Source organism: Gluconobacter sp. Dm-74, from assembly GCF_018256135.1.
GTDB lineage: Bacteria > Pseudomonadota > Alphaproteobacteria > Acetobacterales > Acetobacteraceae > Gluconobacter > Gluconobacter cadivus.
Window position 1 is genome coordinate 196,402 of record NZ_JAERLX010000006.1, and the last position, 24,606, is coordinate 221,007.

General features: G+C 60.8%; 16 protein-coding genes. 10 read left to right on the forward strand and 6 right to left on the reverse strand.

Annotated elements, in window-relative coordinates:
- The first annotated feature begins 142 nt into the window (after positions 1-142).
- From JK208_RS10630 to JK208_RS10640, 3 genes are all read left to right on the forward strand, one after another.
- A complete protein-coding gene (locus JK208_RS10630) occupies positions 143-3,490 on the forward strand; it encodes a glycosyltransferase (RefSeq protein ID WP_211576125.1) in 3,348 nt (1,115 codons plus the stop codon).
- A 25-nt stretch (positions 3,491-3,515) separates the two neighbouring features.
- Positions 3,516-6,506 carry a glycosyltransferase gene (locus JK208_RS10635; RefSeq protein WP_211576126.1) on the forward strand — a complete coding sequence of 997 codons (2,991 nt, stop codon included), beginning with the start codon at positions 3,516-3,518 and terminating at the stop codon, positions 6,504-6,506.
- 117 nt (positions 6,507-6,623) lie between these two features.
- Positions 6,624-7,592 carry a glycosyltransferase gene (locus JK208_RS10640; protein WP_194267690.1) on the forward strand — a complete coding sequence of 323 codons (969 nt, stop codon included), beginning with the start codon at positions 6,624-6,626 and terminating at the stop codon, positions 7,590-7,592.
- 73 nt (positions 7,593-7,665) lie between these two features.
- On the opposite strand, the gene JK208_RS10645 is transcribed toward JK208_RS10640, so the two are convergent.
- Positions 7,666-10,365, reverse strand: coding sequence for a pitrilysin family protein (locus tag JK208_RS10645; RefSeq protein ID WP_211576127.1), 2,700 nt, complete (start codon positions 10,363-10,365; stop codon positions 7,666-7,668).
- A gap of 165 nt (positions 10,366-10,530) precedes the next feature.
- On the opposite strand from JK208_RS10645, the gene JK208_RS10650 reads away from it, so the two are divergent.
- Both JK208_RS10650 and JK208_RS10655 read left to right on the forward strand, forming a co-directional pair.
- Positions 10,531-11,061 carry a hypothetical protein gene (locus JK208_RS10650; protein WP_211576128.1) on the forward strand — a complete coding sequence of 177 codons (531 nt, stop codon included), beginning with the start codon at positions 10,531-10,533 and terminating at the stop codon, positions 11,059-11,061.
- A gap of 47 nt (positions 11,062-11,108) precedes the next feature.
- Positions 11,109-12,149 (forward strand): glycosyltransferase, encoded by a 1,041-nt coding sequence (locus JK208_RS10655; RefSeq protein WP_211576129.1) that lies wholly within the window; start codon positions 11,109-11,111, stop codon positions 12,147-12,149.
- A 4-nt stretch (positions 12,150-12,153) separates the two neighbouring features.
- Here JK208_RS10655 and JK208_RS10660 read toward each other — a convergent pair whose 3' ends face one another.
- From JK208_RS10660 to JK208_RS10675, 4 genes are all read right to left on the reverse strand, one after another.
- Positions 12,154-12,747 (reverse strand): DUF4339 domain-containing protein, encoded by a 594-nt coding sequence (locus JK208_RS10660; RefSeq protein WP_211576130.1) that lies wholly within the window; start codon positions 12,745-12,747, stop codon positions 12,154-12,156.
- Positions 12,748-12,934: 187 nt separating this feature from the next.
- Positions 12,935-15,250 carry a xanthine dehydrogenase family protein molybdopterin-binding subunit gene (locus tag JK208_RS10665; protein WP_211576131.1) on the reverse strand — a complete coding sequence of 772 codons (2,316 nt, stop codon included), beginning with the start codon at positions 15,248-15,250 and terminating at the stop codon, positions 12,935-12,937.
- Complete coding sequence (locus JK208_RS10670) at positions 15,243-15,719, reverse strand: (2Fe-2S)-binding protein (RefSeq protein ID WP_062031771.1); 477 nt, start codon at positions 15,717-15,719, stop codon at positions 15,243-15,245. Before JK208_RS10670 ends, JK208_RS10665 begins: the two co-directional genes overlap by 8 nt.
- A 26-nt stretch (positions 15,720-15,745) precedes the next feature.
- The gene (locus JK208_RS10675; protein WP_211576132.1) at positions 15,746-17,080 is read right to left on the reverse strand and encodes a cytochrome c; all 1,335 of its coding nucleotides are present in this window, start codon (positions 17,078-17,080) and stop codon (positions 15,746-15,748) included.
- Positions 17,081-17,436: 356 nt separating this feature from the next.
- On the opposite strand from JK208_RS10675, the gene JK208_RS10680 reads away from it, so the two are divergent.
- The 5 genes from JK208_RS10680 to JK208_RS10700 all read left to right on the forward strand — a co-directional run bounded on the left by JK208_RS10680 (position 17,437) and on the right by JK208_RS10700 (position 23,274).
- Complete coding sequence (locus JK208_RS10680; RefSeq protein ID WP_249202096.1) at positions 17,437-18,570, forward strand: iron ABC transporter permease; 1,134 nt, start codon at positions 17,437-17,439, stop codon at positions 18,568-18,570.
- Positions 18,567-19,349: an ABC transporter ATP-binding protein gene (locus JK208_RS10685; protein ID WP_211576133.1), complete on the forward strand. Its 783-nt coding sequence runs from the start codon at positions 18,567-18,569 to the stop codon at positions 19,347-19,349. The genes JK208_RS10680 and JK208_RS10685 overlap by 4 nt, the downstream gene beginning before the upstream one ends.
- Positions 19,346-20,356, forward strand: a complete 1,011-nt coding sequence (locus tag JK208_RS10690; RefSeq protein ID WP_249202097.1) for an ABC transporter substrate-binding protein — start codon at positions 19,346-19,348, stop codon at positions 20,354-20,356. Before JK208_RS10685 ends, JK208_RS10690 begins: the two co-directional genes overlap by 4 nt.
- A gap of 25 nt (positions 20,357-20,381) precedes the next feature.
- Positions 20,382-22,547, forward strand: coding sequence for a family 20 glycosylhydrolase (locus JK208_RS10695; protein WP_211576134.1), 2,166 nt, complete (start codon positions 20,382-20,384; stop codon positions 22,545-22,547).
- A 61-nt stretch (positions 22,548-22,608) separates the two neighbouring features.
- On the forward strand, positions 22,609-23,274 hold the full coding sequence (locus tag JK208_RS10700; RefSeq protein ID WP_211576135.1) for an HAD family hydrolase: 666 nt from the start codon (positions 22,609-22,611) through the stop codon (positions 23,272-23,274).
- 15 nt (positions 23,275-23,289) lie between these two features.
- Here the strand turns inward: JK208_RS10700 and JK208_RS10705 are convergent, their stop codons facing one another.
- On the reverse strand, positions 23,290-24,363 hold the full coding sequence (locus JK208_RS10705; protein ID WP_099286334.1) for a LacI family DNA-binding transcriptional regulator: 1,074 nt from the start codon (positions 24,361-24,363) through the stop codon (positions 23,290-23,292).
- Positions 24,364-24,606: the final 243 nt, after the last annotated feature.

The following is a 24,606-nucleotide window of genomic DNA, read 5'->3' on the forward strand; positions in this document are numbered from 1 at the left end:
GGGCTTTTTCTTAAACGTGTCATCCGCTACACAAGAAGATGCGTTGAGATAAAAATACCGTAAACGGAAGGCATGTTCTGCTGAAATCCGGACGGCTGGCCAATATTGAATATGGGAGTGGGCGTCAGCGCCCAGGAGATTGATGGCGGTCATTTACAACACGAACTATACCCACAATCCCAATTCCTATCTGACATTGGCTGTACAGCGGGCGGCTCAGGCGCTTTTCGGCAAAGACAATGTCGCGGTCGCAGACAACATGAGCCTTGCGGGGATCGCCGCTTCAGGCGAACATGATGTCCTGATCTGTCTGGACGCCCAGCGCATCAATCTTCCGCTGATCCGTCGGGTCCGCCCTGCTTTCAAGACCATGATCCTCTGGACGTTTGAAGATCCTTTCATGCGGGATTTCAATGTCGAGAATGCCGAGCTTTTTGACTTTGTCTTCACGAATGACCCGTCCTGCGCCGAATACTATCATGGCAAGGGACATTACCTTCCCCTGGCTGCCAGCCCGTCGATCCATGAACGGAGTGTGCTTCCCGCTGACGCTCTGGAATACGATATTTTCTTTGCGGGGACGATGTGGCCCAATCGCGTCCATACCCTGCGCAAGGTCATTGCGGCGTTCCCCGATGCCCGGCTCAAGCTGGTCTGTCCGACCAACGAGTTCCTGCCGCCTCTGCCAGCCGATCTGGCAGCTCTCGCCATTCAGCGTCCTATCAGCCATGAGGCTTTCATAGATTTCGCGAATGTCAGCGCCGTTACTCTGACCATGTTCCGCGATTACGCGAGCCATGGCGAGGTCAGTCAGGCGACGGCGCCCGGCCCGCGTTTCTTCGAACTCGCTCTGGCGGGCGCGGCGCAGGTCGTGGAAGCTCCGGAAAGTATGGACGCCGCCCATTTCGAGACAGTGAATGGCATTGAACTGGCCCGGGATGCCAATCAGGTCGTGGCCGCCATCGCAAAGCTGCTCAAGCAGAAAGGTGCGCGTCGCAATGCTGCGCTGGCCGCGCAGAAGTCGGTTCTGTCGCAGCATCTTTACGAACATCGACTTGAGAAAATCCGCAGTATTACCGGAGCCGATTTTGGCCGTCGCACCCATGCGATTGCGCCGCTGCACCGGCGCAGGCGGCTGCGTGTGCTGATGTGCACACATTCCACAATTCATGAGCAAGCATGGGGCGGTGTCGAGGTCTATCAGCAGGGTCTTTGCACGCTGCTGGCGCGTGACGTAGAATATTTCTACTGGTTGCGTCGCGGAAATTTCTGCCGCCTGACAACAGCCAATGGTCACGAACTGGAGCGTTTTGACGTCCCGGAAGTGGGCTGGCAGGACGCCATGTGTGATGCGCCCGAAGAAATGGCGTTTTCAAGCGTTCTCAGTCAGTACAACATTGATCTCGTCCATTTCCAGCATCTGGGCCACCATGCCCTGTCGCTGCCGATCATTGCCAAGGCAAACGGGACGGGCGTGATTTTCTCCGCCCATGATTTCTGGCTGCTTTCCGCACGTTACAATCTGCTCAATCATGAGCTGCGTTATGTCGAAGACGAGATCCGTTCCGTTCTCGCGGCCGACATTACCCTCAAGGCATCAGAAAATGTGGAACATGGCGGGGAGCAGACGCGCCGCGCCTTCGTGGCGAAGATGCTGCACTCGGTTGATGCCATCTTGTTCGGGACGGTTCACTCGCGTAATCTAACGCATGAGATCTATCCGGTTCTCGATAGCAAGCGCAGCCTCGTGATGGGTATTCCGAGCCCGGACAATACGGTTCCGGTTCTGAGAAAAGCGTATCAACCTCTCGGGGAACGCCCTCTTGGCGTCGCGATTGTCGGAAATTTCCTGCGGACCAAGGGTGCAGACACGATCCTCAGCCTGATCGAGATCGCGCATCCGGATCATTTCGTTTTTCATATTTTCGGATATCTGAGCCCGGAATATGAGGCGGTGCTGACGGCTGTCCCGCGTGCGAATGTCAAGATTTATGGCCGTTACAACATGGGGGACATTGACGCGCTGAAAGTCGCGGATGTCGCACTGAACCTCTCGATCTGGCCCGAGACATATTGCATTTCTCTCTCCGAAGCGTGGCAGAATGGGCTTATTCCCATCGTGACGGATGTGGGAGCTCTGGGAGACCGCGTGGAAAACGGTGTGAACGGTTTCAAGGTTCCCATCAGCCGTCCCAGCATGGTGCTTGAGCGTCTGGAGCTTCTGCGTTCTTCCGAGCCGCTGCGCCGTCAGATCATGCAGAACATTACGCCGGCGCTCTGGACCCATGCGCGGGACTATGCTGACGAGCTTCTCGCCCTTTATCACGATACGGCCCCGAGGCGTGAAATGGGCGTCTCCGAACTGCGTCTGGATGCCGGGCAGGTTCACCTGCTGCCGCATGCGTCATGGCGTCATCAGGCTCCCCCGCGTCACATTTTCGACCCTCCGACCGCCCGTGACCTGTCTGTGGAGCTGCCGGTCGCGATTTCAGACTGGTTCTCCGTGCAGGGCGCGGAGTGCTATATCGACGATATCTGCCACCATGTTTTCTCCGGCCTGGATGAAGAGGTTTTTCAGGGGGCGTCCGAGTTCCATATCCGAGGCTGGATGATCCTTCCCGGTGTGAGTTCTGCCGGACAGATGTTTACGGTTCTGATCGGCGAAGATCCGGATAGTCCGATGATTTTTCTGGAATGCCAGCGCGAAATCAGGGGCGATATCGCGGAGCTTTTCGTCGATGCGCCCCGACGTGCCGGTTTCTTGGGGAAGGTCGCGCTGCGTGGCAAGTGGTGTGAAGGGCGTTTCCGCGTCGGTCTGATCAATGTGATCAACGGTCAGGGTGCGTTCCAGCTGACTCCGATTCAGATCGAGGTTGAAGGCGGACAGATCCGGAACATTGCCCGTAGTGTTCCGTCGAACGATCTTGTCCTGTCTGACTTCCATCGTGTTTCTCACAGCAATGGTCTGATGCGGAATGTTAAACTGTCCGGTGTCGGCAAACACCCGATGCATCCGTACACGACGGGTGCTCTGGAGTATTTCATTGACGAGTTCAGTGGGCTGATCGGTGATCTCTCTCTTCCCTCCGATCCTGAATCTCCTCTGGTGGTCTGCGGATGGATATTCTTCCGTAATCTGTCTCGAGCCGGGCAGGTTTATGGTGGCCTGGTTTCGGAAAGTCGGGAAGAAATCATCTTCTTTGCGATGGACCGGGTGGCCCGCACCGATGTCGGCAAGGTTCACCGGGACGCGCCGCTCTGCGTCGGGTTCAGAGGGGAGTTTCTGCCGCGTGAAGGCTATGCGCGTCCGCTCGATGGTGTCTATCGCTTCATTCTCGTGAACGTCGTGGGAGATGTGTACGGATCGAGAATGACGGACATCGTCGTGACATTTGCCGAGGGGGCTGTCCTGACGGTCGAACGGACGGACGTGCAACCCCATGACGTCGAGCGTGCCGAGCGTCTTCTCGCGGCAAAGATTATTTCCTGACCTGCGAGCGGGAGGCTTGCCCCTGATGTCTGAAAGTGTTGCAGCGCCACTGTCAGAGAAGCGTATCCCTAGATGGTCCCGCTTTGATGCGCAGTGGTATCTGTTGCGCTATCCCGAGGTTCGGGATTGGATGCGGGAAGAGGGGCAGGAGGGCCCGTATGAGTTCTATCTGCAGACGGGCCAGCGTTACGGACATTCCCCCAATCGGTATTTTGACGAGGTGTGGTATCGCGAGACCCACAAGGATGTGCGTCAGGGTCTCATCCGTGAAGAGTGGGCGTCAGGGTTTGAGCACTATATCGCGACGGGTTACAAAACCCACGCGCCGCACTGGCTGTTCGATGAACCGGGCTATCGCCGCCGCTATCCGGAGCTGACACAGCGTTTTCTGACCGAAAACGGCTTTCTCAACGGCTACGACCATTTTCTTGAGATCGGCGAAAGTCATTACTACCGGGGGCATCATTTCTTCGATGATGAACTCTGCCGGGAACTGGCGCTGACATTTCCGGATCATTTCGACAGCCGGATTGGCCTGTTCGGCTCCTGGCTTGGTCTGCCGGCACATGTTGCCGATGCCGGACGCGTTTCCTGGTATTTTGATCCGGTCTGGTATCTGACGCGCTATCCAGAAGTCCGTCAGGAGATCGCTGCCGGACATTATTCGAGTGCCCTGCATCATTACCTCACGAACGAAACGCCCCGGCTTTTCGATCCTCAGGAGTTCTTTTCCGAACAGTTCTACGCTTCGGCCCATCCCGACATTCTTCCTTCGCTGGAGCATGGTTTTTTTCGTAACGGTTATGATCATTTCGTCCGTTACGGTGCGCAGGAAGGCCGTATTCCGCAGGCAGGCGTGGATCTTGCGGCCCATATGTCGCAGACGCAGGTCCGCAACGATGTGCGCAATCGTCTGTATGACAGCGCGTTTGCCCATCTTGTGGCGGGGCGCACGGGTCTGGGCGAGGGACGGATGGCGGCTCTTGCGGCTGTTTCCGCCATTCCAGAGGAACAGTCCCGGACGCTGTTCGAACGTGAGGCCGAAGCCATCCTGCCGTCACTAGTCCGCCATCCGCTGGATTTCACCGTTCATGGCGTGCCCGAAGTCAGTGTGCTGATGGTGGTTTATGACCGGATCGCCCTGACGGCACAGGCCCTAGCATCCCTGCGTGCCAACTATGGCGGAAATATTCAACTCATCCTCGTGGACTCCGGTTCTCATGACCAGACGCGGCATATCGGCCGGATGGTGCGCGGCGCCACGATCCTGCGTTATCGGCACAATATCGGATATCTTCAGGGCTGTAATCTTGCGCTGGAAAAAGCGGAAGCGCCGCTTACATTGTATCTGAACAACGATATCCGCCTTTATCCCGATGCCATTCTGCATGCCCTGAAGCGGTTTCATGGGCAACCTGATATCGGGGCTGTCGGCGGCAAACTGATCCGGACAAACATGCGTCTTCAGGAAGCCGGATCGATCATCTGGCGGGACGGAGCGACTTACGGCTATCTGCGTGAGGACGACCCAAACCTGACGAGCGCCAATTTTGTCCGGGACGTGGATTATTGTTCAGCCGCTTTTTTAATGGTGCGGACTGCACTGCTGCGTCGTCTTGGCGGATATGATCCGCGTTACATGCCTGCTTATTTTGAGGATGCGGATCTGTGTGTGCGGATTCTCAAGGCCGGGAAGAGGATTGTCTATGATCCGAGCGTGGTCATCGAGCATCTGGAATTCGGAAGTTCAGGTGCGGCCGGCTCCCATGCCCTAATCCGCGGTAACCTGAAAACCTTTGCGCGTCTGCAACAGGATTTCCTGCGGCATCAGCAGCCCGCCCATATCCGCAATGCCGTGCTTGGCCGTGAACATCGCGTCAGCCAGCGCAGGAGAATTCTTTTCATCGAGGATCGTCTGCCGCTGCGTCGTCTGGGGTCGGGGTATGTCCGCTCCAACGACATCATCCGCGAGATGACGGCTCTTGGGTATCAGGTTACGGTTTTCCCCGTTCTGCTGCGGGATCAGACATCTATCGACCTGTTCGGGGATTTTCCCGAAACGGTGGAACTGATCGTCGACCGTAATTTTTCCAGCTTTGCCGATTTTATTCAGGAACGTGTGGGATATTACGATCTGGTCTGGATCGGCCGCACGCATAATCTGGAACGCCTTCTGCCGCTGCTCAATGAATCAAGCCGCTATCTTCCGGTCGCCGGACCAGTTCTGGATACGGAGGTGATTGCCACGCCGCGGACGCTGGAGCGGATACGGATTCTGGGCCTTCCGGCTCCGGAGATCAGTTTCGACGAGATGCTTCAGCAGGAACTGGACTGTGCCCGTTTCTGTCAGAAGGTCCTGACGGTGACGACCCATGATGCCGCACTGGCGCGCCGCGCGGGTTGTGTGAATGTCTCGGTACTTGGACATGAGCTGAGCCCCCAGCCGACCCCCGCCCCGTTCGAGAACCGTCACAACATCCTGTTCTTTGGCGCGATTCATGACGAGGGTGCCCCCAACCATGACAGTCTTGTCTGGTTCGTGGAGAGCGTTCTGCCTCTTTTGGACAGGGTTTTGCCGCCGGATGTCCATTTTACGATTGCGGGTTTTGTCGGGCCGGATGTGGATATGACGGTCTTTTCGACCAACAGCCGGGTCGAGATCGTGGGGCCTGTCGGGGATCCGCGGGAGCTGTTCGATCGGCACAGGGTTTTTGTCGCGCCGACGCGGTTTGCTGGGGGTATTCCCTTCAAGGTTCATGAAGCAGCGTCTTATGGTCTGCCGCAGGTTGTGACGACGTTGCTTCAGCAGCAGCTTGGCTGGGCTGAGGGTGTCGAGATTCTGGCAGCTCCGGCGGATGATCCGCAGGCTTTCGCGGCGGCTGTGGAACGGCTTTATCGGGACGGAAAACTGTGGGAGACTCTGCGCAGCGGGGCCCTTGCGGCTGTCGAGCGGGACTGTTCTCCGGCCGATTTCCGACAGACACTGTCTGAGATTGTTCAGAACTGCATGGCATGACGGACCGGATACGACCGGTTTTAGAAGTTTGGGGAGAGCAGGAAGGTTATGGACGCAGTGAATGATACGGTCGTGGACGTCGAAAACGTCAGCGTGACGGATAGCGCACCAGCCGGCATGACCGGCCGGGTGCTCGTCTGTAGCGGTGGGCGGTATGAAAGTCAGGCCAACACGCAGATCCGCGAGTCCATCATGGATGGCTGGGCGGACTGTTTTGGCGAGGAAAATGTCACGGCCGTTCATATCTCGGCCGCAGCCAGCTCCATCCGGTTCCTCAAGCCGACGATCGTCTTTGCCATCGGCTCCTATCTTCCTGAAAGCACCTATTTCGGTGAGGTTTGCCGAGAGGCGAAGAAGATCGGCGCCGTCACGGTCTTCTGGGCGACCGAAGACCCCTATGAGCAGGATGCGAACTATCGCATTGCCGACGATTTCGATGTGATTTTCTCCTGTGATCGCTGGGGCCATAATTTCTACCAGCGCGAGAGGGTGTTCCATCTGCCGCTGGCGGCGAGTCCGAAGCTGCATTACGGCGAAATCGAAGATCATGCGGAAAAGACGATCGACGTTCTGTTCTGTGGTGTTGCGTTCACCAATCGCAAGGATATCGTCCGCAATCTTCTGCCAGCATTGCGGGATCTGAACATCAAGATCGTTGGGCCGGGCTGGGGGGAACTGGGGATCGGGTTCTCCGATGCCCGGATCGAGAAGTCTCAGCTTGTCGAGCTGTATCGCCGGTCCAAGCTGGTATTGAATCTGGGGCGCTCGCTGAGCTTTGAGAACAAGCGATTCATCATTGCGCCTTCCACGCCGGGGCCGCGGACCTTCGAGGCTGCGCTGGCCGGGGCGTTTCAGGTGTTCCATGAAGACACCCATGAAATCCGTCGTTATTATTCGGCTGATGAAATTCCGGTTTTCTCGAACCGTGTTGATTTCGAACGACTGGTTGCGACCTATCTCAACAACAACGAACTGCGTGTGAAGATGGCGCGCAAGGCGCAGGCGCGGACGCAGGCTGAGCATCTGTACCGGCACCGCATTCAGTATGCGCTGCGTGTTCTGAAAGACGAGGGCTTGATCGACTGATCCTCCTTCAGGACGACCCTCATAAAAAAGGCCGCGGAACTGCTTCCGCGGCCTTTTGTGTTTGAAAGCCGGTTCAGTTCGGCTGTGGGCCCATGACGATCTGGGCGAGATCGGTCGGGCGGACCCATTTGCGGAAAGCAGCCTGCACCTGCTGCGGGGTCATGTCATAGATGGCCTGCGCGGCCTTGGCTTGACTGTCGAGCGGCAGGTCCAGCGCGATCAGGGACAGATAGCTTCCGGCCAGGGCGCTGAAGCTGGCGCGGGACATGGGCTGGCTGCGCAGAAGGGTGGCCTTGGCGAGGTCGAGGCTTTCCTGTGAGACGGGGGTGGTCCGCATGTTTTCGACATCCTTCACGGCAAGTGCGCGGGCCTTGCTGACCTTGTCGGGATCAGCGCCGAACGTAATGCCGAAGCCGCTACGGGTGCGGGAATAATTGAAACCGCTTCCGGCGCCGTAAACATAGCCCGTCTTGACGCGCAGATCCTGCATCAGGCGCGAGGAGAACCCGTCTCCGAGGATCGTGTTGCCAACGGCAAGGGCGTGACGATCCGGGTCGGTTACTTTCATGCCGATGGTCTCGACGAGTTTGACTTCGTCCTGCGAACGGCCCGGATCCGCGACCACGGCCTGAGAGGCGCGGCTGAGGGGGATTGCGGGCAGATCGACGTCAGGCTTGGGTCCTGTGGCCTTCCAGCCGCCGAACGCCTTTTCGACGTCCGCCTTCGCGGCCTCGGGGGTGATGTCGCCGACGATGACGATGGTGGTCAGGTCGGGGCGATAGGTGTGGGCATAATAGGCCTGAACGTCCGCCAGTGTGAGCTTGCTGATCGTGGCAGGCGTGGTTTCACGCAAGGTGGGGTCCTGCGGGGGGACGAGCGCCTTGCGGGCGGCGCGGCCAAAGCGATAGCCGGGCGACTGAAGTTCACCGGCCTGTGCCTGCGCGGCCTGCATCTGGGTGACGCGGAACGCTTTTTCAGGGAAAGCCGGGTTCAGCTCGTGATCGGCCAGCAGGGCGAGGCCCTTCTCGAAGTTCGGCGTCAGCGTGCTCAGCGAGAAGGACGGACCGGCTTCTTCGTCTGCTGAAAGGTCATCGAGCGCGCGGGCGAGGGCCAGACGGTCATGCGTTTTGCTGCCGTAGAGGAACATCTGCTGCGTGACGCCTGCTACACCGTCCTGACCGGCAGGCTGTTCGAGATCCGCGTTCTGGCGGATGCTGCCGATCAGTTCGACCGTATGGCTGACATGTTCGGGCTGGACGAGAAGATGCAGTCCGTTGGGCAGCGTGTATGTCGTGGGCAGAGGGGCTGCGGCAGGGATCGTCAGACGGGCAAGAGCCTGCTGCGCCCAGTCCGGCAGGGCGACTTTGCCCGCAGGGGGGGTATTGAAGGATTCCGCACCGCCGAAGCCCTTCTGGCCCACAGGTTTGCCCGAAGCGCTCGGTGTCAGGGTCGCGCTGATGGCATGGGCCGGATCGAGCAGTTTTTTCGCCAGCGCGTCGACCTGTTCTTTCGTAACGCTGCGGAAAGCGGCGAGCATGTCCTGCGGATCGTTGAGGTGTTGGATCGCAACGGCCTGCGACCAGCTTTCGGCGAGGCCGGAAATGCTGTTGGCGTTGAACTCAAGCGCTGCGATTTCCTTGCGGCGGGCGGCTTCGATCAGTTCGGCCGGAATGCCGTGCGTGCGGAAATTTTCCATGATGGCCGCAACGGCCGTCCGCAGTCCGTCGGGATTGGCCCCCTTGGGGAAGCCGGCATACACGACGCCCAGCCCGGCCTGCGCATCGGGGTCATACATAAAGCCCGTATCAAGTGCCTTGCCTTCAGGCACGAGGGCGAACAGGGCGGCGCGCTGGCTGCTGATGGCGTCTGCGAGCAGGGTTGTGGCCGCATAATCGGGGTCGCGCTGTCCCGGCATCCGCCATGCCATCGTCACGAGACCAATCGGCAGGTCGGTGTCGAGGGAAATGCTCTGGGCCTTGGCCGGGGTCGGGGAGACGGTGCCGCGTTCGGGAAGAGTGTTGGACGGAATGCTGCCGAAAGCGGCCTCGACTTTTTTCAGCGTTTCCTGCGGGTCCACGTCGCCGGTGATGACCAGAACGGCGTTGTTGGGCGTGTACCATGTGTCATAGAATTTTTTCAGCAGCGGAGCAGTGGTCGCGTCAAAGGACGGGCGCGTGCCGAGGGCGTCGTGTTCATAGGGTGTGCCCGCGTACAGGGCGGCGCGGATCTGTGAGAGGTAGCGGTAGATCGGGCTGGAGAGATCGCGCGAGACTTCCTGTTCGATCGCGCCTTTCTCATGCGCCCATTCGGCTTCGGTAATGTTCAGGCCGCGCATCCGTCCGGCCTCGATTTTCAGCAGAACGTCCAGATCGCTGGCGGGGGCCTTGAAATAATATTGCGTGACGTCCGAGGTCGTGTCGGCGTTGTCGTTGTTGCCGAGCTGCGCGCTGATGGTGGAAAGCTGGTCGCGCGCGAGAGTTTTTGAACCGTTGAACATCATGTGTTCGAGCGCATGGGCCGTGCCGGGAAAGCCCTTCGGTGCATTTACGGAGCCAGTCTCGTAATTCAGCATGGTCTGCACGACCGGGGCGAGTGTGTCGCGCACCACGATCACCCGCAATCCGTTTGAGAGCGTTGCCCGCGTGACCGTCGCCGGAGCGGCACTCGCCACTGGTGCCGCTTCAGGTGCGGCATGCGCGCCCGCCAGAACCGGAGGGGCAAGCATGGTGGCTGCCAGCAGCGACAGGCGGGAGAGACGGGAGAGTGCGGACATCGGTTCAGAACTTTCCTGAGGAGAAACGTATCTTCACAAAAGAGTAAAGCTGTTGCGTCGGTTTCTGTCCACCATGTGTAACCCGTGTCTGAAGCGCTGTATCTGACGGCCGGATGAAGAAAAAATTATGTGCAGCAGAGCGGAGAGGCGGATAAAGTATGTGTGATGACTTTACCTGAACGCATTGCCCAAGTGGATGACTGGCTGCTCGACCGGCTGTTCCAGCCTCTGGCGGATCGTCTTCCAGCGCGTCTGACGCCGCTCCATCTCGGCCTGAGCTGTCAGCTTGGGGCGTTGATGCTGGAGGGGCTTTCTCTTTTGCTGCCGATGCTGCTGTTCGGGGCCAGTCTGGGCAACATGATCGACAGCACGCTGATCTGGTGCGTCAGTCTGGCGTTCTTTCTGGGCATGAGGCGTTCTGCGCCCATGGTTCGGCCTGGTATGCTCAATCCGCTGCGTCCGCTGCTCCGGGCCATGCGGCTGCTATCTCTGGCCTTTCTGGGGTACCAGCTTTTCCGGGGGCTGGGCGCGCCCGATTTCATCTGGCTGGTGACGCAGCTGACGACGATTTCCCAGCTTCTCTTTACGATTGGTCTTTATCTGGTGGCCTGCCAGCCGCGTCCGCCGTTCCAGCGCATGTCCAGCCGTAGTGGTCGGGTCATTGAAGGCGTCTGGGGCACGGCCGGGGGCCGGTGAACTCCTGATATCCGGTTTCTTCGCCACGCCCATCAAGGAACACGCGCGTGACATCCCGACTGCGAATTCTGCATTGTCTCTCGACCCGGGAATTTGCGGGAACGGAGCGACATCTTGCGGAACTCTCCGCCATTCAGGCGCGGAGCCATGACGTCACGCTGCTTCTGGAACGCAGGACGACCGATGCACGCACGGGCGGGGATATTCAGGGTTTTCTGTGTCCTGACGTGAAAATCGTGCGGGCGGGGCGTGCGGGTTATCTGCCCGCATTGGCTGCGGAGCTACGCAGCGGGCGGCACGATATTGTTCATACCCATCTCGGGCGGGCCTCTGCCCGGGCGAGCTGGCTGCGCCGGGCGGGGCTTGCGGGCTCGGTGCCTGTTGTTGCCACGTTACACACCTCCTATCGCGGCCGCAGCTATGGCACGCATGACGGGCTGGTCTGTATCGCGTCCTGGCAGCGCGATGTTCTGCCGGAACGACAGCGCGAAGCATGTGCGCTGATCCCCAACTGGACGGTTCCTCCCCACTCCACGGCGGCATGTCGGGCGGCTTTGCGGGAGCGGATGCGGCTTGAATGGCGGATTCCTGAGGGCGGGGTCGTGATCGGTGCAGCCGGTCGAATGGTTGAGGAAAAGAATTTCCAGCTTCTGATAAAGGCGTGGAAACAGGCCGGTCTCAGACCCGAGACCCGGCTTGTTCTGGTCGGGGATGGCCCGGAGCGGTGTGCGCTGCAAAAAGCGGCGCAGGGCCGGGCAGACATTCTTTTCACCGGCTACCGCACGGACATGCCTGATCTTCTGGCCGCGTTCGATGCGTTCGTCGTGCCCTCACGTCACGAACCGTTCGGGCTGGTGCTGCTGGAAGCCATGGAAGCCGGATTGCCGGTTTGTGCGACGGCGGCGGGTGGAGTGAAGGATATTCTGGCAGATGCACCGGAATGTTTGCTGCCGTCTGACTGTCTGGAAGCACTTACGGCCGGGTTGCGGCGTCTTGAAGCTGCGGCGCCGCGTCAGTGGGATATGTCCCGTTACCGGATCGCCACGGCGGCCAGCAGTGTCGAGGCTTTTTACCGCCGGTACTGCTGAGGGTTTACAGTTCGTAGTAGCGGCGGGAGACGTAATCCGACAGGCCGACATCCGGGAAGATGTGCCACCCCGTGGTGAGCGCGGGAACGAATTCGCACAGAAATACCAGAACCGACAGGAAAAAGAGCAGCATGCCGTGTCCGACAATTTGGATACGGCGCCAGAAATAAAGCGGTGGCAGCAGGATCCACAGGATCGTGCCGGGGCGAAAACCGGCAGCGAGCAGGCTGCGACGGTCCATGACGAGAGCCATGTAGAAAATGCCGATGCTCACGATCATGGATGCAAAATTGCTGGCGAAATCAGGGATGAGTCCGAAACCCTGAAGGACACTGACCGCCATGCTGCCAAAAAACGGTCCAACCAGACTGAGCCATAGCCAGCGGTTCGAGATCAGGCTGGCCGGTAGGGCCGGAGGGACGCCTTCGGGTTGCGGAGGCCAGAAGACGCAGCTTCCGGCCGGGTGCCATTCACCGCCGAAATCCTCGGTCCAGCACAGGGTGGAATGCCCGATGATACCTTCGCTAACGAGGGCTTTCATGCCGTCTGCGGACACCGGTCCCTTCCGGGTGCCATGGTCTTCGTAAAACCAGCTCACAGTTTGTCCTTTTCCCGGCGGCGCATCGTTCGGGGCCTATTGGGTCCAGAACACTGCAGTCTGTCACGACTTTCGGGGGGCTTGGCAAGACCCTCCTGCCCGGATGACGGGTTCGGGCCTGTGGTCCTGTATGAAAAAGGCCGCAGTCCCGGCTGGGGCTACGGCCTTTTCCTGATTGGCTGACGGCTCAGCGTGGGTGCTGTTGCAGTTCGCGGCGCACATCGGCTGGACGCATCGGCAGATGCCGCAGGCGGACGCCAACGGCGTTGAAGATCGCATTGCCAATGGCAGGCGCGATCACCGTAACACCCGGCTCACCGAGGCCCGTGGGCTTTTCGGTGTTCTGGACGAACTCGATGTCCATCTCCGGTACGTCTGGGAGACGCAGCGGGGTGTAGGTGTTGAGGTTGCGATCCTTGATCGTGCCATCGACGATCTCGGTGCCCTCGAACATCGCCATGCTGAGGCCCCAGAGTGCCGCGCCTTCGGTCTGGGCAAGTGCACCGCCCGGATCAACGATAATTCCGGCATCCAGCACAAGCCAGAGCTTCTGGCAGGTGACGACGCCCGTCTTGCGATCGACATGAACCTGCGCCGCACCGGCCGTCCAGGTTGGCATGCCGCGTTCCTGACCGAAGCTGGTAGCAATGCCGATGGCCGTATCGTCGGGAAGTTGTGCTTTGCCGTAACCGATCTTGTCGGCCAGGCGCTGGAGCACGGCGGCCTGACGCTTGGCGCCGCCTACGGAGTTCGGAGCCTGACCGGCGTTACGGCCCTGCGCCGTGAACATGGACAGACGGAATTCCAGCGGGTCCTGCTTTGTGGAATGAGCGACCTCATCGAGGAAGCATTCCAGCGCCCAGGGCGTCCAGCCAGCGCTGACTGAACGCAGCCAGCCGGGACGGAATGTGGCGTTGGCAAGATCGTTGCTGACGGCGCGGACGCGCGTCGGGCCCGTGTCGTACCAGTGATCCGCCCCTGCGATGGCGAACGGATCGTATTTTTTCCCGTCTTCAGCCGTGGCGAGGAAGGCCGGAGCCATCACCTGCGTTGGCCAGCCCGCGACCGCGACATAGTCCATGGTCGTGATCTTTTTGCGATCGTTGTCGAGCGCGACCTTGATGTTCTGAAAGGACGGGGAGCGGATGGAGTCCAGCTCCATGTCGTCGGAGCGTGTCAGGATCAGCTTGACCGGCGCGCCACCGATGGCCTTGGAGGCCAGCGCGGCCGGGATGCAGTAATCGCCGTTCAGACGCCGTCCGAAGCCACCGCCGAGCATGTAGGTCCGCATGACGACCTGCTCTTCGGGAACCTGAAGGGACTTGGCGAGCTGCGGCAGAATGAGGGACTGCCACTGGTTGCCGGTATGAACTTCCCACATGCCGTCGATATGACGCGCCACGGCATTGACCGGCTCAAGCTGGTAATGCGCGACGGATGCGCAGGTATAGCTGCGTTCGAAGACCTGATTGGGATGGATCGCAAGCGCTTCGTCCACGCCCTTGTCGTTGAAGACGCAGGCGCCGTTCTTCGGATTGAGCGTCAGCTTGCGGCCATGTTCGATGATGTCCGCTTCGGAGACATGGATCGTCGGGCCGGGATTCCACTGTACTTTCAGGGCGTCGGCGGCGCGGATCGCGGCGGGATAGGTCTTGGCCAGCGCCACGACCCAGCCCGGAACGATTCCGGACGGGTCGTCCAGAACCACATAACGCTCATAGCCGGGAATTTTCTTCGCGGCGCTGTCGTCCACGGAGACGACCTTCGAGGCATAGCGTGTCGGCGGCATTTTCGGGCGGCCATACAGCATGCCGTCCAGTTTGACGTCGATGCCGTAAATGGCCTTGCCGGTCGTTTTGTCCGGGATGTCGAGCGCCGGAACCGGCTTGCTGATGAGGCGGCGGTCCGCGACCGGCTTGAGCGGCAGCTTCGCCATGTCTTCGGGTGTGAAGGTCCGGGTCGGCTTGGCGCGGGCCACGATGTCGCCGAAGGATACGCTCTTGCCGCCAGCAGAAACAACGCTTTCGCTGACGGTGCAGCGTTCCGGCGTCGTCCCGAGCAGCTTGGCGCCTTCTTCAAGCATCACGCTGCGGGCTGCGGCACCGGCCTGACGGAAGGTGTCCCATGTATCCCAGACGGACCAGGACCCACCGGTGACGTATTTCCCGGCCCATTTGGGCGCGGTGTCGACCTCGGTGATCTTGATCTTGTCCCAGCTCGCATCCATTTCGTCCGCGATGATGCGGGCGAGCGCGGTGCCGACATGCTGGCCCATTTCGGCGCGCACGATGTTGACGTTGATTGCGCCGTCAGGGGCGATGGCGCACCAGATGTTCGGCTCGAACGCAGCTTCCGGCGGCATCGGGGAGGGCAGCGTTACGGCGGCACCCGCCTTGCGGGCGAAGCCGAACATCAGTCCACCGCCAGCGGCCGTCATCAGGAAGTTGCGGCGGGAGAGGCGCGCGGCGTCGCTCTTTTTCGCAATCTGTTCGATTTTAGCCATTGTTGGCGCCTTCCTGCTGCTTGGAAGCAGCTTCCTTGATGGCCTTGCGAATGCGGATATAGGTCATGCAGCGACAGAGGCTGCCGCCCATCACGCCGTCGATCTGATCGTCCGTCGGGTTCGGGTAGTCCTTCAGGAGGCTTGCGGCCTGCATGATCTGACCGGACTGGCAGTAGCCGCACTGCGGCACCTGCTGATCCCGCCAGGCGACCTGCACGACGTGATTGCCTTCCGGGTCCAGCCCTTCGATCGTGGTGATCGAAGCGCCTTCCACGGCGGAAAGCGGCGTGATGCAGGAGCGTGTGGCGCGGCCGCCGACATGGACGGTGCAGGCACCGCATTCGCCGATGCCGCAGCCGAACTTGGTGCCGGTCATGTTCAGGTCGTCACGGATGACCCAGAGCAGGGGGGTGTCTGCCGGGGCGTCGACCGTAACGGGCTGTCCGTTGAGTTCAAATTTCGTGGTCATGTCCTGTATTCCCAGTCCTGCCCGGATCAGTGCGAAGCGGTGATGGGCGGAGCTTCAAGCGTGGCGCGCGCGTTGGCGGCCTTCTTTTCCAGATCCGTCCAGGGGGGAAGCGTGGTGCGTGTGCGACGCAGATACGCGGCGATGCGGGCCATGTCATGATCGGACAGGCCGGAATAGAAGCTCGGCATCGAGATGTGATCCTGACCTTCCTCTGCGGTGATGCCATGCAGCATGACCTGATAGAGGTTGTTCGGCTCATCCAGCCACAGCGCGTTGTTCAGGGCCAGTTCCGGGCGGCCGAGCACGGGGTTCGGGCCGGAGTTGTAGTGGCAGGCGCCACAGGCGGCCTGATACAGACGGGCATCGGCATCCTGCGTCAGCGGGCCGGTCAGGTTGATGCCGGACATGTGCATGGCGCGGGCAATCGCGGCCTGATCGCCGCCGCTGCGCTGTGCGGCCTTGTCCACATCTGCATAATAATGAGCGATGGCGCGTACGTCTTCCTCGGGGATTTTCGACAGGAAGCGATGCGGCACAGGGGACATCGGGCCTGCGGCCGAACCGTGTAGCGGAGCCACGCCAAAGCGCAGATACTGGAACAGTTCGTCTTCGGTCCAGACGACCGGCGTCGGGTTATGGTCGTTCAGGGGCGGCGCGATCCAGCCGTCGATGACTGCGCCATCATAGACCTTGCTCATCTTCTCGGCGCCGAGAAGATTACGCGGCGTGTGGCAGGCGCCGCAGTGTTCGTTACCTTCGGCGAGATAGGCGCCGCGGTTCCACTGGGCATCATGCTTGGGGTCGTTCTGGTAGCGGCCCGGCGTGAAGAACAGCAGCTTCCAGAAGCCCTGACCGATCAGGCGGATGTTGATCGGGAACGGAACCGTGTTGTCGCGCGGCTTGAGATGAATGGCCGGGCGCGTCATCAGATAGGCGTAGAGGTCCGAGACGTCCTGATCGTTGACCTTGGTGAAGTGATCGAACGGGAACGCCGGATAGAGCTGGGAGCCGTCGCGGGCGATGCCTTTGTTCATGGCGCGCTTGAACGCGGCCAGAGACCAGTTGCCGATTCCCCACTGCTCGTCCGGAGTGATGTTGGACGAGAAGATATCGCCGAACGGCGTGGCCATTTTGAAGTCGCCGGCCAGTTCAGGGCCGGGGGTGCCATCCACGCGGGTATGACATTCCGCACAATAGCCGCCATTCGCGACGATGGCGCCACGGCTGATGGCGTCAGCGGAGAACGACGATGCGGCGGGCCGGGGGATCGGGGCGATGGCGGGGTACCAGGCATAGGCAAGAAAGCCGATGCCTCCCACGGCACCAAGGCCAATGACAGCGGCAGCTATCCGTTTGAGCATGGTTGGACTGTCCCGGAAGGATTGAAATCATTTGCCACAAAAGGCGGCTGTTGCGTGCAACCTAAGGCACCGGACCATGAAAGGGAAGATTGCGCTATCTCAAAACCGTGCGTTTCCTAAAATAAATGCAATCAGAGTCATGAAAATAACACAGGTTTTCGGTCATTTCAGCGTAAAAGCGGGACTGTTTCAGTCCGGATTGCAGTATTCCCTGTCAGGGATCTCACTGATGATAACAGACGATACTGGGGAGATTGTTTGAAATCCTGTTACATGTCCTTTGGAAGCAAGTCTATTTTATGACCATTATTATGGCACCGAGTGCCAAAAAATCTTATGCTTCTGATGCACTTTAAATGCAGGTTATGGGCGTGGCTCAGGCCCTGACGTCGTCGCGCAAGGGGTTCTGGTGGCGCGGGAAGGCTTGGCTTATGGTTTTCCTGCGGCAGGTTTCGTCTGCTGTTCTGCCGAGAGGGTTTGCCATTTTCGTCCGTCCTGCCCTGATCCGTTCCCTTGCTCTGGCAGGCGTGGTTCTGAGCGTGTTGTGCGCGCTTTGTCTGGGGCGTTATCCGCTGTCACCGCTGCGGGTGTTGGGCGTGTTCGGGCATTTGCTGCATCTGTCTGCCGGAGTTGACCCGCTTGCACAGGTCGTGGTGATGCAGGCGCGGTTGCCGCGTATTCTGGCGGCGCTCTTGGTCGGAAGCGCATTGTCCTGTGGCGGCGCGACCTATCAGGCGGTGTTCCGGAACCCGCTGGTTTCGCCGGATCTGCTGGGTGTGCTGAGTGGTGCGGCGTTTGGGGCGGCGCTTGCGATCGTCAGTGGCGGATCGGCGTTTGTGGTGCAGATGGGCGCGTTCGGGGGCGGGTTGCTGGCGGTTGGGTGTGGGTTGCTGATTAGCAGAACCTTGCCGGGGGGCGGGGTTTTGGCCCTGCTTCTGGGGGGGCTGATCGGGAATGCGATTTTCACGGCTTTGCTGTCTTTGGTAAAATATCTGGCCGATCCGATGGATCAGCTTCCGGCCATTGTGGACTGGCTTCTGGGCAGTCTGGCGCCGAGCGGATGGCACGAACTGGCGTGGGTGTCTGGCCCGCTTATTGTTGTGACGATGGCGCTTGTTCTGTGCGCGCCTGTTCTGGACGTGCTGTCTTTGGGGGATGACGAGGCGCACAGTCTGGGTGTTTCCGTGCGGGTGATGCGTCCGGCACTCATTGTTCTGGCAACGCTGGCCTGTGCCATGACGATTTCGATGGCGGGCATTATCGGTTGGATCGGACTTCTGGTCCCCCATGTGGCACGCCTGCTCGTCGGGGCGGAGCACCGGAACATGATGCCGGTGACGGCGCTGCTGGGAGCCGGTGGGCTGGTGCTGGCCGATACCTGCGCGCGCAGTCTGACGACGGGCGAGGTTCCGCTTGGGATCGTCACGCAACTGTTCGGCGCTCTGGCTTTCGTACTGGTTCTGCGGCGCCTGCGGGGTGGGATGGCATGACATTACTGTCGTGTCGCAATCTTGGTTTCCGCCAGCCGCGGCAGGCCGGGTTTGTGTTGGAGGATATCGATCTTTCGTTGCGGGAAGGCGAACTGGTCGGGCTTCTGGGGCTGAACGGTGCTGGTAAGAGTACGCTGCTGCGGCTTCTGATGGGCTTTCTCGCACCTTCGACGGGAGAAGTCTTTCTTCAGGGGCGGTCTTTGCGGGCGTGGCCTGCCTCTGCCATTGCGCGGCATCTGGCGTACGTGCCGCAAAGCCATGTGGCGACGTTTCCTTATACGGTGCGGCGGATGGTGGAGTTGGGACGGGTGCCGCATTCCGGCCTGATGGGGCGTTTGTCTCCGCAGGACCAGATGGCCGTGGCGGCGGCGCTGGAGCGGATGGGGCTGGAGCGCTTTGCCGATCGACCCGTTACGGAACTGTCCGGCGGTGAGCGTCAGCGGGTCGTTCTGGCACGGGCCATTGCGCAGGATGCACGGGGCCTGTTGCTGGATGAGCCGATGACGGGGCTGGATTACGGGTATCAGCTGCGTCTGATGGCGTTGCTGGCGGAACTTGCGCGGGAGGGGCGGCTTGTTATGCTCACCTCGCATCGACCGGAAGAGCTTTATGCGCGTGCCAGCCGGGTTCTGGTTCTGGATCATGGTCGGATCGAAGCGGACGGGCCGCCGCAGGATGTCGTGACGGCACAACGGATGTCGGCGCTTTACGGGGTGCCTCTGATGCAGATGGATCATGCCGGAAACCGCTTTTTCCATCAGGAAAGGAACGAGAAATGACATTGGGACTGACATTGTCACGGACCCTGAAGCGGTTTTCGGCCCTGACATTTCTGGGGACGGCTTTGATGGGTGCGGTTGCGCTGCCGGGGCCGACCGCCTACGCGGCCCCTCCCACCCGGATTGTGGAAGGCTGGTACGCGCATAATGCGATGCTCATTATGCTGGGGGCGCAGAACCAGATCGTGGGAACCGTGGCGCGCCCGGCGATGTTGCCCTGGATGTTCAAGCTGGTGCCGTCGCTGTCCAGAGCCGAGACGCTGGACCCCGGCAATCTGAATGCGGAAGAGCTTCTGGCGCTGCATCCCGATCTGGTGTTCGTGACGGCTTCGGGCCATTCCGCCGATGCCCTGACGCGGGCCGGACTGAACGTGGTGCCTGAAGGGTTCGACCGGTTTGATTCGATGCTCGACTGCGTGGACGGAACCGCGACTCTGCTTCAGACGCCACTGGCGACAAAGCGGGCGCAGGCCTATCGTCTGGCGTTTCTTCAGGCTGTCTCGCAGGCTCCAACCAATCCGCAGGGGCCGCTTGTGCTGCATGTGGAATCCCTCAAGCCGCTCAGGGTCGATGGTGACGCCAGCATCATTGATCAGTGGATCCGTAGTGCGGGTGGGCGGAATGCCGCACAGGGCATTCATGGGAACAAACAGCCCGTTTCGATCGAACAGGTCCTGTCCTGGAACCCGGATATCGTCATTATTGGCGCGAATGCGGGCGATCCGGCGACGCTGACGCAGGACCCGGTCTGGTCGAAGATCAAGGCCGTACAGTCCGGGCGCGTCTATCGCAATCCGACCGGGTTGTTTCCGTGGGACCGTTATGGGCCGGAGCTTCTGCTTCAGGTTCTGTGGTCGCGGCAGATCGTTCAGACCGGACAGGTGGACCGGCCTGCGATGATCCGGTCTATCCGTTCTTTCTATCACACGTTCTATGGTATTGCGCTGTCTGCCGGGGATGCGGAGCTGATGCTCGATGCGCGTCCTCCTGCGCCCGATACGCACTGAAATTCATACTCAGGGACAGCTTCAGATGACGCAGACAGCTTCACAACGCGGCCGGATCGTTCGCCGCAGGGTTCGTGGCGCAGTGGGGCTGCTTCTTGCGGGAAGCGTTCTGGCGGGGATTTCTGCCGGCGCGGCGCGGGCGGAAGAGAGTCTGCTGCCCGTTCCGCAGAGCGTTTCGGTGCCCAATGGTGTGGCGCCGATCGGTGGCGGGGTGCAGATCGTGTGGGACACACGCCCCTCGCCCCTGCTGCAACGGGCGGCTGCACGGTTTACGACGCGTCTTGCCGCCATCGCCGGGCCTGCGGGGCAGGGTGATCCGTATGTGCTGCATGTGTCCGCCGGGCCGGACCGGGCTTACCTGAGTGTGGATGAAAAGGAGCGTTACGCGCTCACGACGGCGGCCAAGGGCGCGCGGCTGGAGGCGGATGGTCCGGCGGGTGTGATTCACGGTCTGGCGACGCTGCTTCAGCTTGTCCGCGCCACGCCGGATGGTGCGGTTGTCGAGCGGATCCATATCGAGGATGCGCCCCGGTTTGCGTGGCGCGGTCTGCTGCTGGACGTGTCGCGGCATTTCGATACGGTCGAGACCGTGGAGCGTCAGCTTGATGCGATGGAACTGGTCAAGCTCAACGTGTTGCACTGGCATCTGAGTGACGGAACGGCCTTTCGGGTCGAAAGCCGGACATATCCGCAGCTTCAGGCCATGACCGCCCCGGAGCAGTATTATACGCAGGCGCAGATCCGCGAGGTTGTGTCCTATGCGGCTGATCGCGGTATTCGTGTTGTGCCGGAATTCGACGTTCCGGGGCATGCGCTGGCCATCGTGCGCGCCTATCCGGAACTGGCGGCGCAGCCTTTGCCGGACATGAGCACCAAGGGGCTGAACCTTAATAACGCTGCCCTCGACCCGACCAATCCGCAGACGCTGCGCTTTGTGCGGGTTCTGTATGGCGAGATGGGTCGCCTTTTTCCGGACCGTTATATTCATGCGGGTGGCGATGAAGTCGTGTCCTCCCAGTGGACGAAAAATCCGGCGATTGCGGCCTATATGAAGGCGCATGGCTACGAAACCGCCGAAGCGCTTCAGGCTGCTTTCACGGGGCAGGTCGCGGCCATGATTGCCGCGCAGGGACATGTGATGATGGGATGGGACGAGGTCAGCGAGGCCCCGATCCCGAAAAATGTGGTTGTCGAGCCGTGGCGTGCGTCGAAATGGACGGGATCGGCCACGCGCGCCGGGCATCCGGTCGTGGTGTCGGCGGGATATTATCTCGATCTGCTGCGTCCTGCCGCCACGCATTATGCGGTCGATCCGTTCGATACGCGGGCGGACGGCATCACGCCCGAGCAGCTGGCGAAGTTCCCGCCCAAACATCCCGAGTTCTCCGTGCCGTTTGAACTGGACGTGAACGCCCCGCCGCTGGATGACGCACAGAAAAAGCTGGTGCTGGGGGCGGAAGGGACGCTTTGGGCGGAAATGGTGTCCGAACCGATGCTGGACTCGCGGCTCTGGCCCCGGATGGCGGCACTGGCCGAGCGGTTTTGGTCCGCGCAGGACGTGCGGGATGTTCCTGATCTGGAGCGCCGTTTGCCGGTCGTGATGACGGAGCTTGAAGCGACGGGATTGCAGGCCACGCAGCATCGTCATGCCATGCGTGAAGCCATGGCGCCAGGACGTTCAGAGCCTCTGGCAGTGCTGACGGATGTGACGGTTCCTGTCCGCAATTATGCGCTCAACCATCTTGCAGCCCCCACCGGAGAGGCCATGCTGTCGGCACCTGTGGCAGTCGCGGAGCCTGATTCGTTTGTGGCGACCCAGTTCAATGCGATGGCGGAGCGTTATGCGCAGGGCGAGACGGCTCTGGCAGGCCCGCTGCGGCAGATGCTTCAGCGCTGGGCCGATAATGACGCGGCGTTCGTGACAAGTGCGAAAGGAATTCCGGCGCTTGAAGCCGTGGTGCCCGTCTCGCACGCCGTAGGGCAGCTGTCCCGCGCCGGGCTGAATGTTCTGAACGGGCGGAGTGGCTCGGCATGGCGGATGGATGCGGCCCGTCTGCTTCAGGATCAGGACGCGGCGTTTGAGAATTCGGCCAGTATGCTGGCCTCCGCCCATGCCCCGCAACCGCCGGGAGGATTGCTGATTGCGATCCTGCCGGGGATCAAAGCACTTCTTGCGGCAGGGGGGCGATAAGCGTTTCGGATCTGCGCCTCTGGGGGTGGATTTCCGGCGCGCGGCGGGGGAAAAGGGGAGCATGACACGTTTTCCGATCCTCCTCCTCGATTATGATGGCACGCTGGCGGAAACGCAGCCGGCCATTCTTCGCAGCCTGACAGAGGCGTTCGATGCCGTGGGCGTTTCCGCGCCCACATCGGACGCGCTCAAACAGGAACTGACGCGGGGCGGCACGCTCCAGACGCTGTTTCAGGCGATCGTTCCCAAAAGCGACGAGCAGGATGCGGCGGCGTTCGTACGTCATTACCGGGCGTTCTATCCGGCGGCGGACGAGGAAGAGACGGTTCTGTTCGACGGGGTGGTGGACACGCTGGCGGCGCTGAAAGAGCAGGGCACCATCCTCGCCATTCTCAGCAACAAACACGCGCCAACCGTGTGTGCGAGCATCGCGCGCTTTGGCCTGACGCCGTTCTTCTCGGGCGTTGTGGCGTCCGAACCGCATTTTCCGCACAAGCCTGATGCGCGCGTGATGGATGAGCGCATTGTGCCGCTGTTTCCGAAGCAGCAGCGCTCGGACTTTTTGATGGTGGGCGATACCGTGGCCGACCTTCAGTTCGCCCGCAATGCCGGGATCGCCTCCTGCTGGGCCAGTTACGGCCACGGATCGGCCACTCAGTGCGCGGCACTGGACCCGGATCTGCGGATCGGATCTTTCAGCGACCTGCCCGCCGCACTTCGGAACTGAAACGCCGCCGTCTGGTCAGGGCGCGGCGGGGCCGATGCTGCCGCGCAGAACCAGTTCGGTGTCGAGGATGACGTTCTCGCTGCCGCTGGCCGCACTCAGCAGGCGTACGGCTTCCGTTCCCTTGCGTTCGTGAGGCTGGCGGATCGTGCTCAGATCGGCGCCTTCGGCGGCAGGGATGTCGTCGAAGCCGAAGATTGAGACGTCCTGCGGGATGTTCAGGCCCAGCGCACGGATGGTCTGCATGGCACCGATGGCGACGCGGTCGCTCATGGCGAGGATCGCGGTCGGGCGCTGGGCGCGGTTCAGCAGATGGCGGACGCCTTCCGCTCCCATATCTTCGGAATTGATGGGGATTTCCCATGCCGGGACGTCTTCGGGAGCGATTTTCGCTTCTTGCAGCGCCAGAAGATAGCCTTCAAGGCGCATGGCGATGGTGCTGTGAGCGATATTGGCGCGTCGTTTTGCCGTCAGAGGACCGAAATAGCCGTCATGGGCTGTTTTGAGTGACAGAATGCCGAAATGCCGGTGTCCGAGTTCAAGAAGGGTTTTGGCGGCGCGATACGCGGAGCCGCGATCGTCGATCCCGACATACGGCACGCCATCGAGGCGGGGCTGGTCCACCACGACGAGCGGAACATTGCGCTGCTGGGCCATGAGGACACAGCGGCTGTCGGGAGCGACGGAATAGAGGATATAACCGTCCACTGCGGCGTTGCCGAGCGAGACGGGTGCGGTGCGGTTGCGCAGATTGCTGCCCGCGGAAATCAGGGCGAGATCGGTTTCCAGATCGTCACAGGACCGGGCGACACCGTTGAGAACGCTCAGGATTGCGGGGTCGGTGAAGGCGTAGGGCAGGTCTTCGCTGAACAGGAAGCCCAGAGCGCCCGCGCGGCCGGTGGCAAGTTGTTTGGCGGCCGGATCGGGGCCGGTATATCCAAGTTCCTGCGCAGCGGCGAGGATCTTCTCGCGCAGGGCGGCCGATAGCTGGCCGGGGCGGATATAGGCGTTGGAGACCGTTGTGTGGGAAACCCCGACCTGTGCTGCCACGTCCTTGAGGGTTACTTTGCGGCGATCGTACTGTCGGGTCATGGTTCCGGTCTGTCCAGCAAAAGACACCAGACCTGTCGGGGCCGATCCTGACGGCTGCGGTATGATGTCAGTTTTCTCTTAAAAATCACTGATGGCACCATATCCAGTCTGCCGGACGGAAACCAGTCACGGACGCGGGAGGGATTGCGAAAATGTACGATTTCGCAATCACGGATCTGTCAAACCCTTCTCCGGCCAAGAGATCAGCTTTGTTTCGGCTTGGGGGCGGGGGCTTTTTTTGCC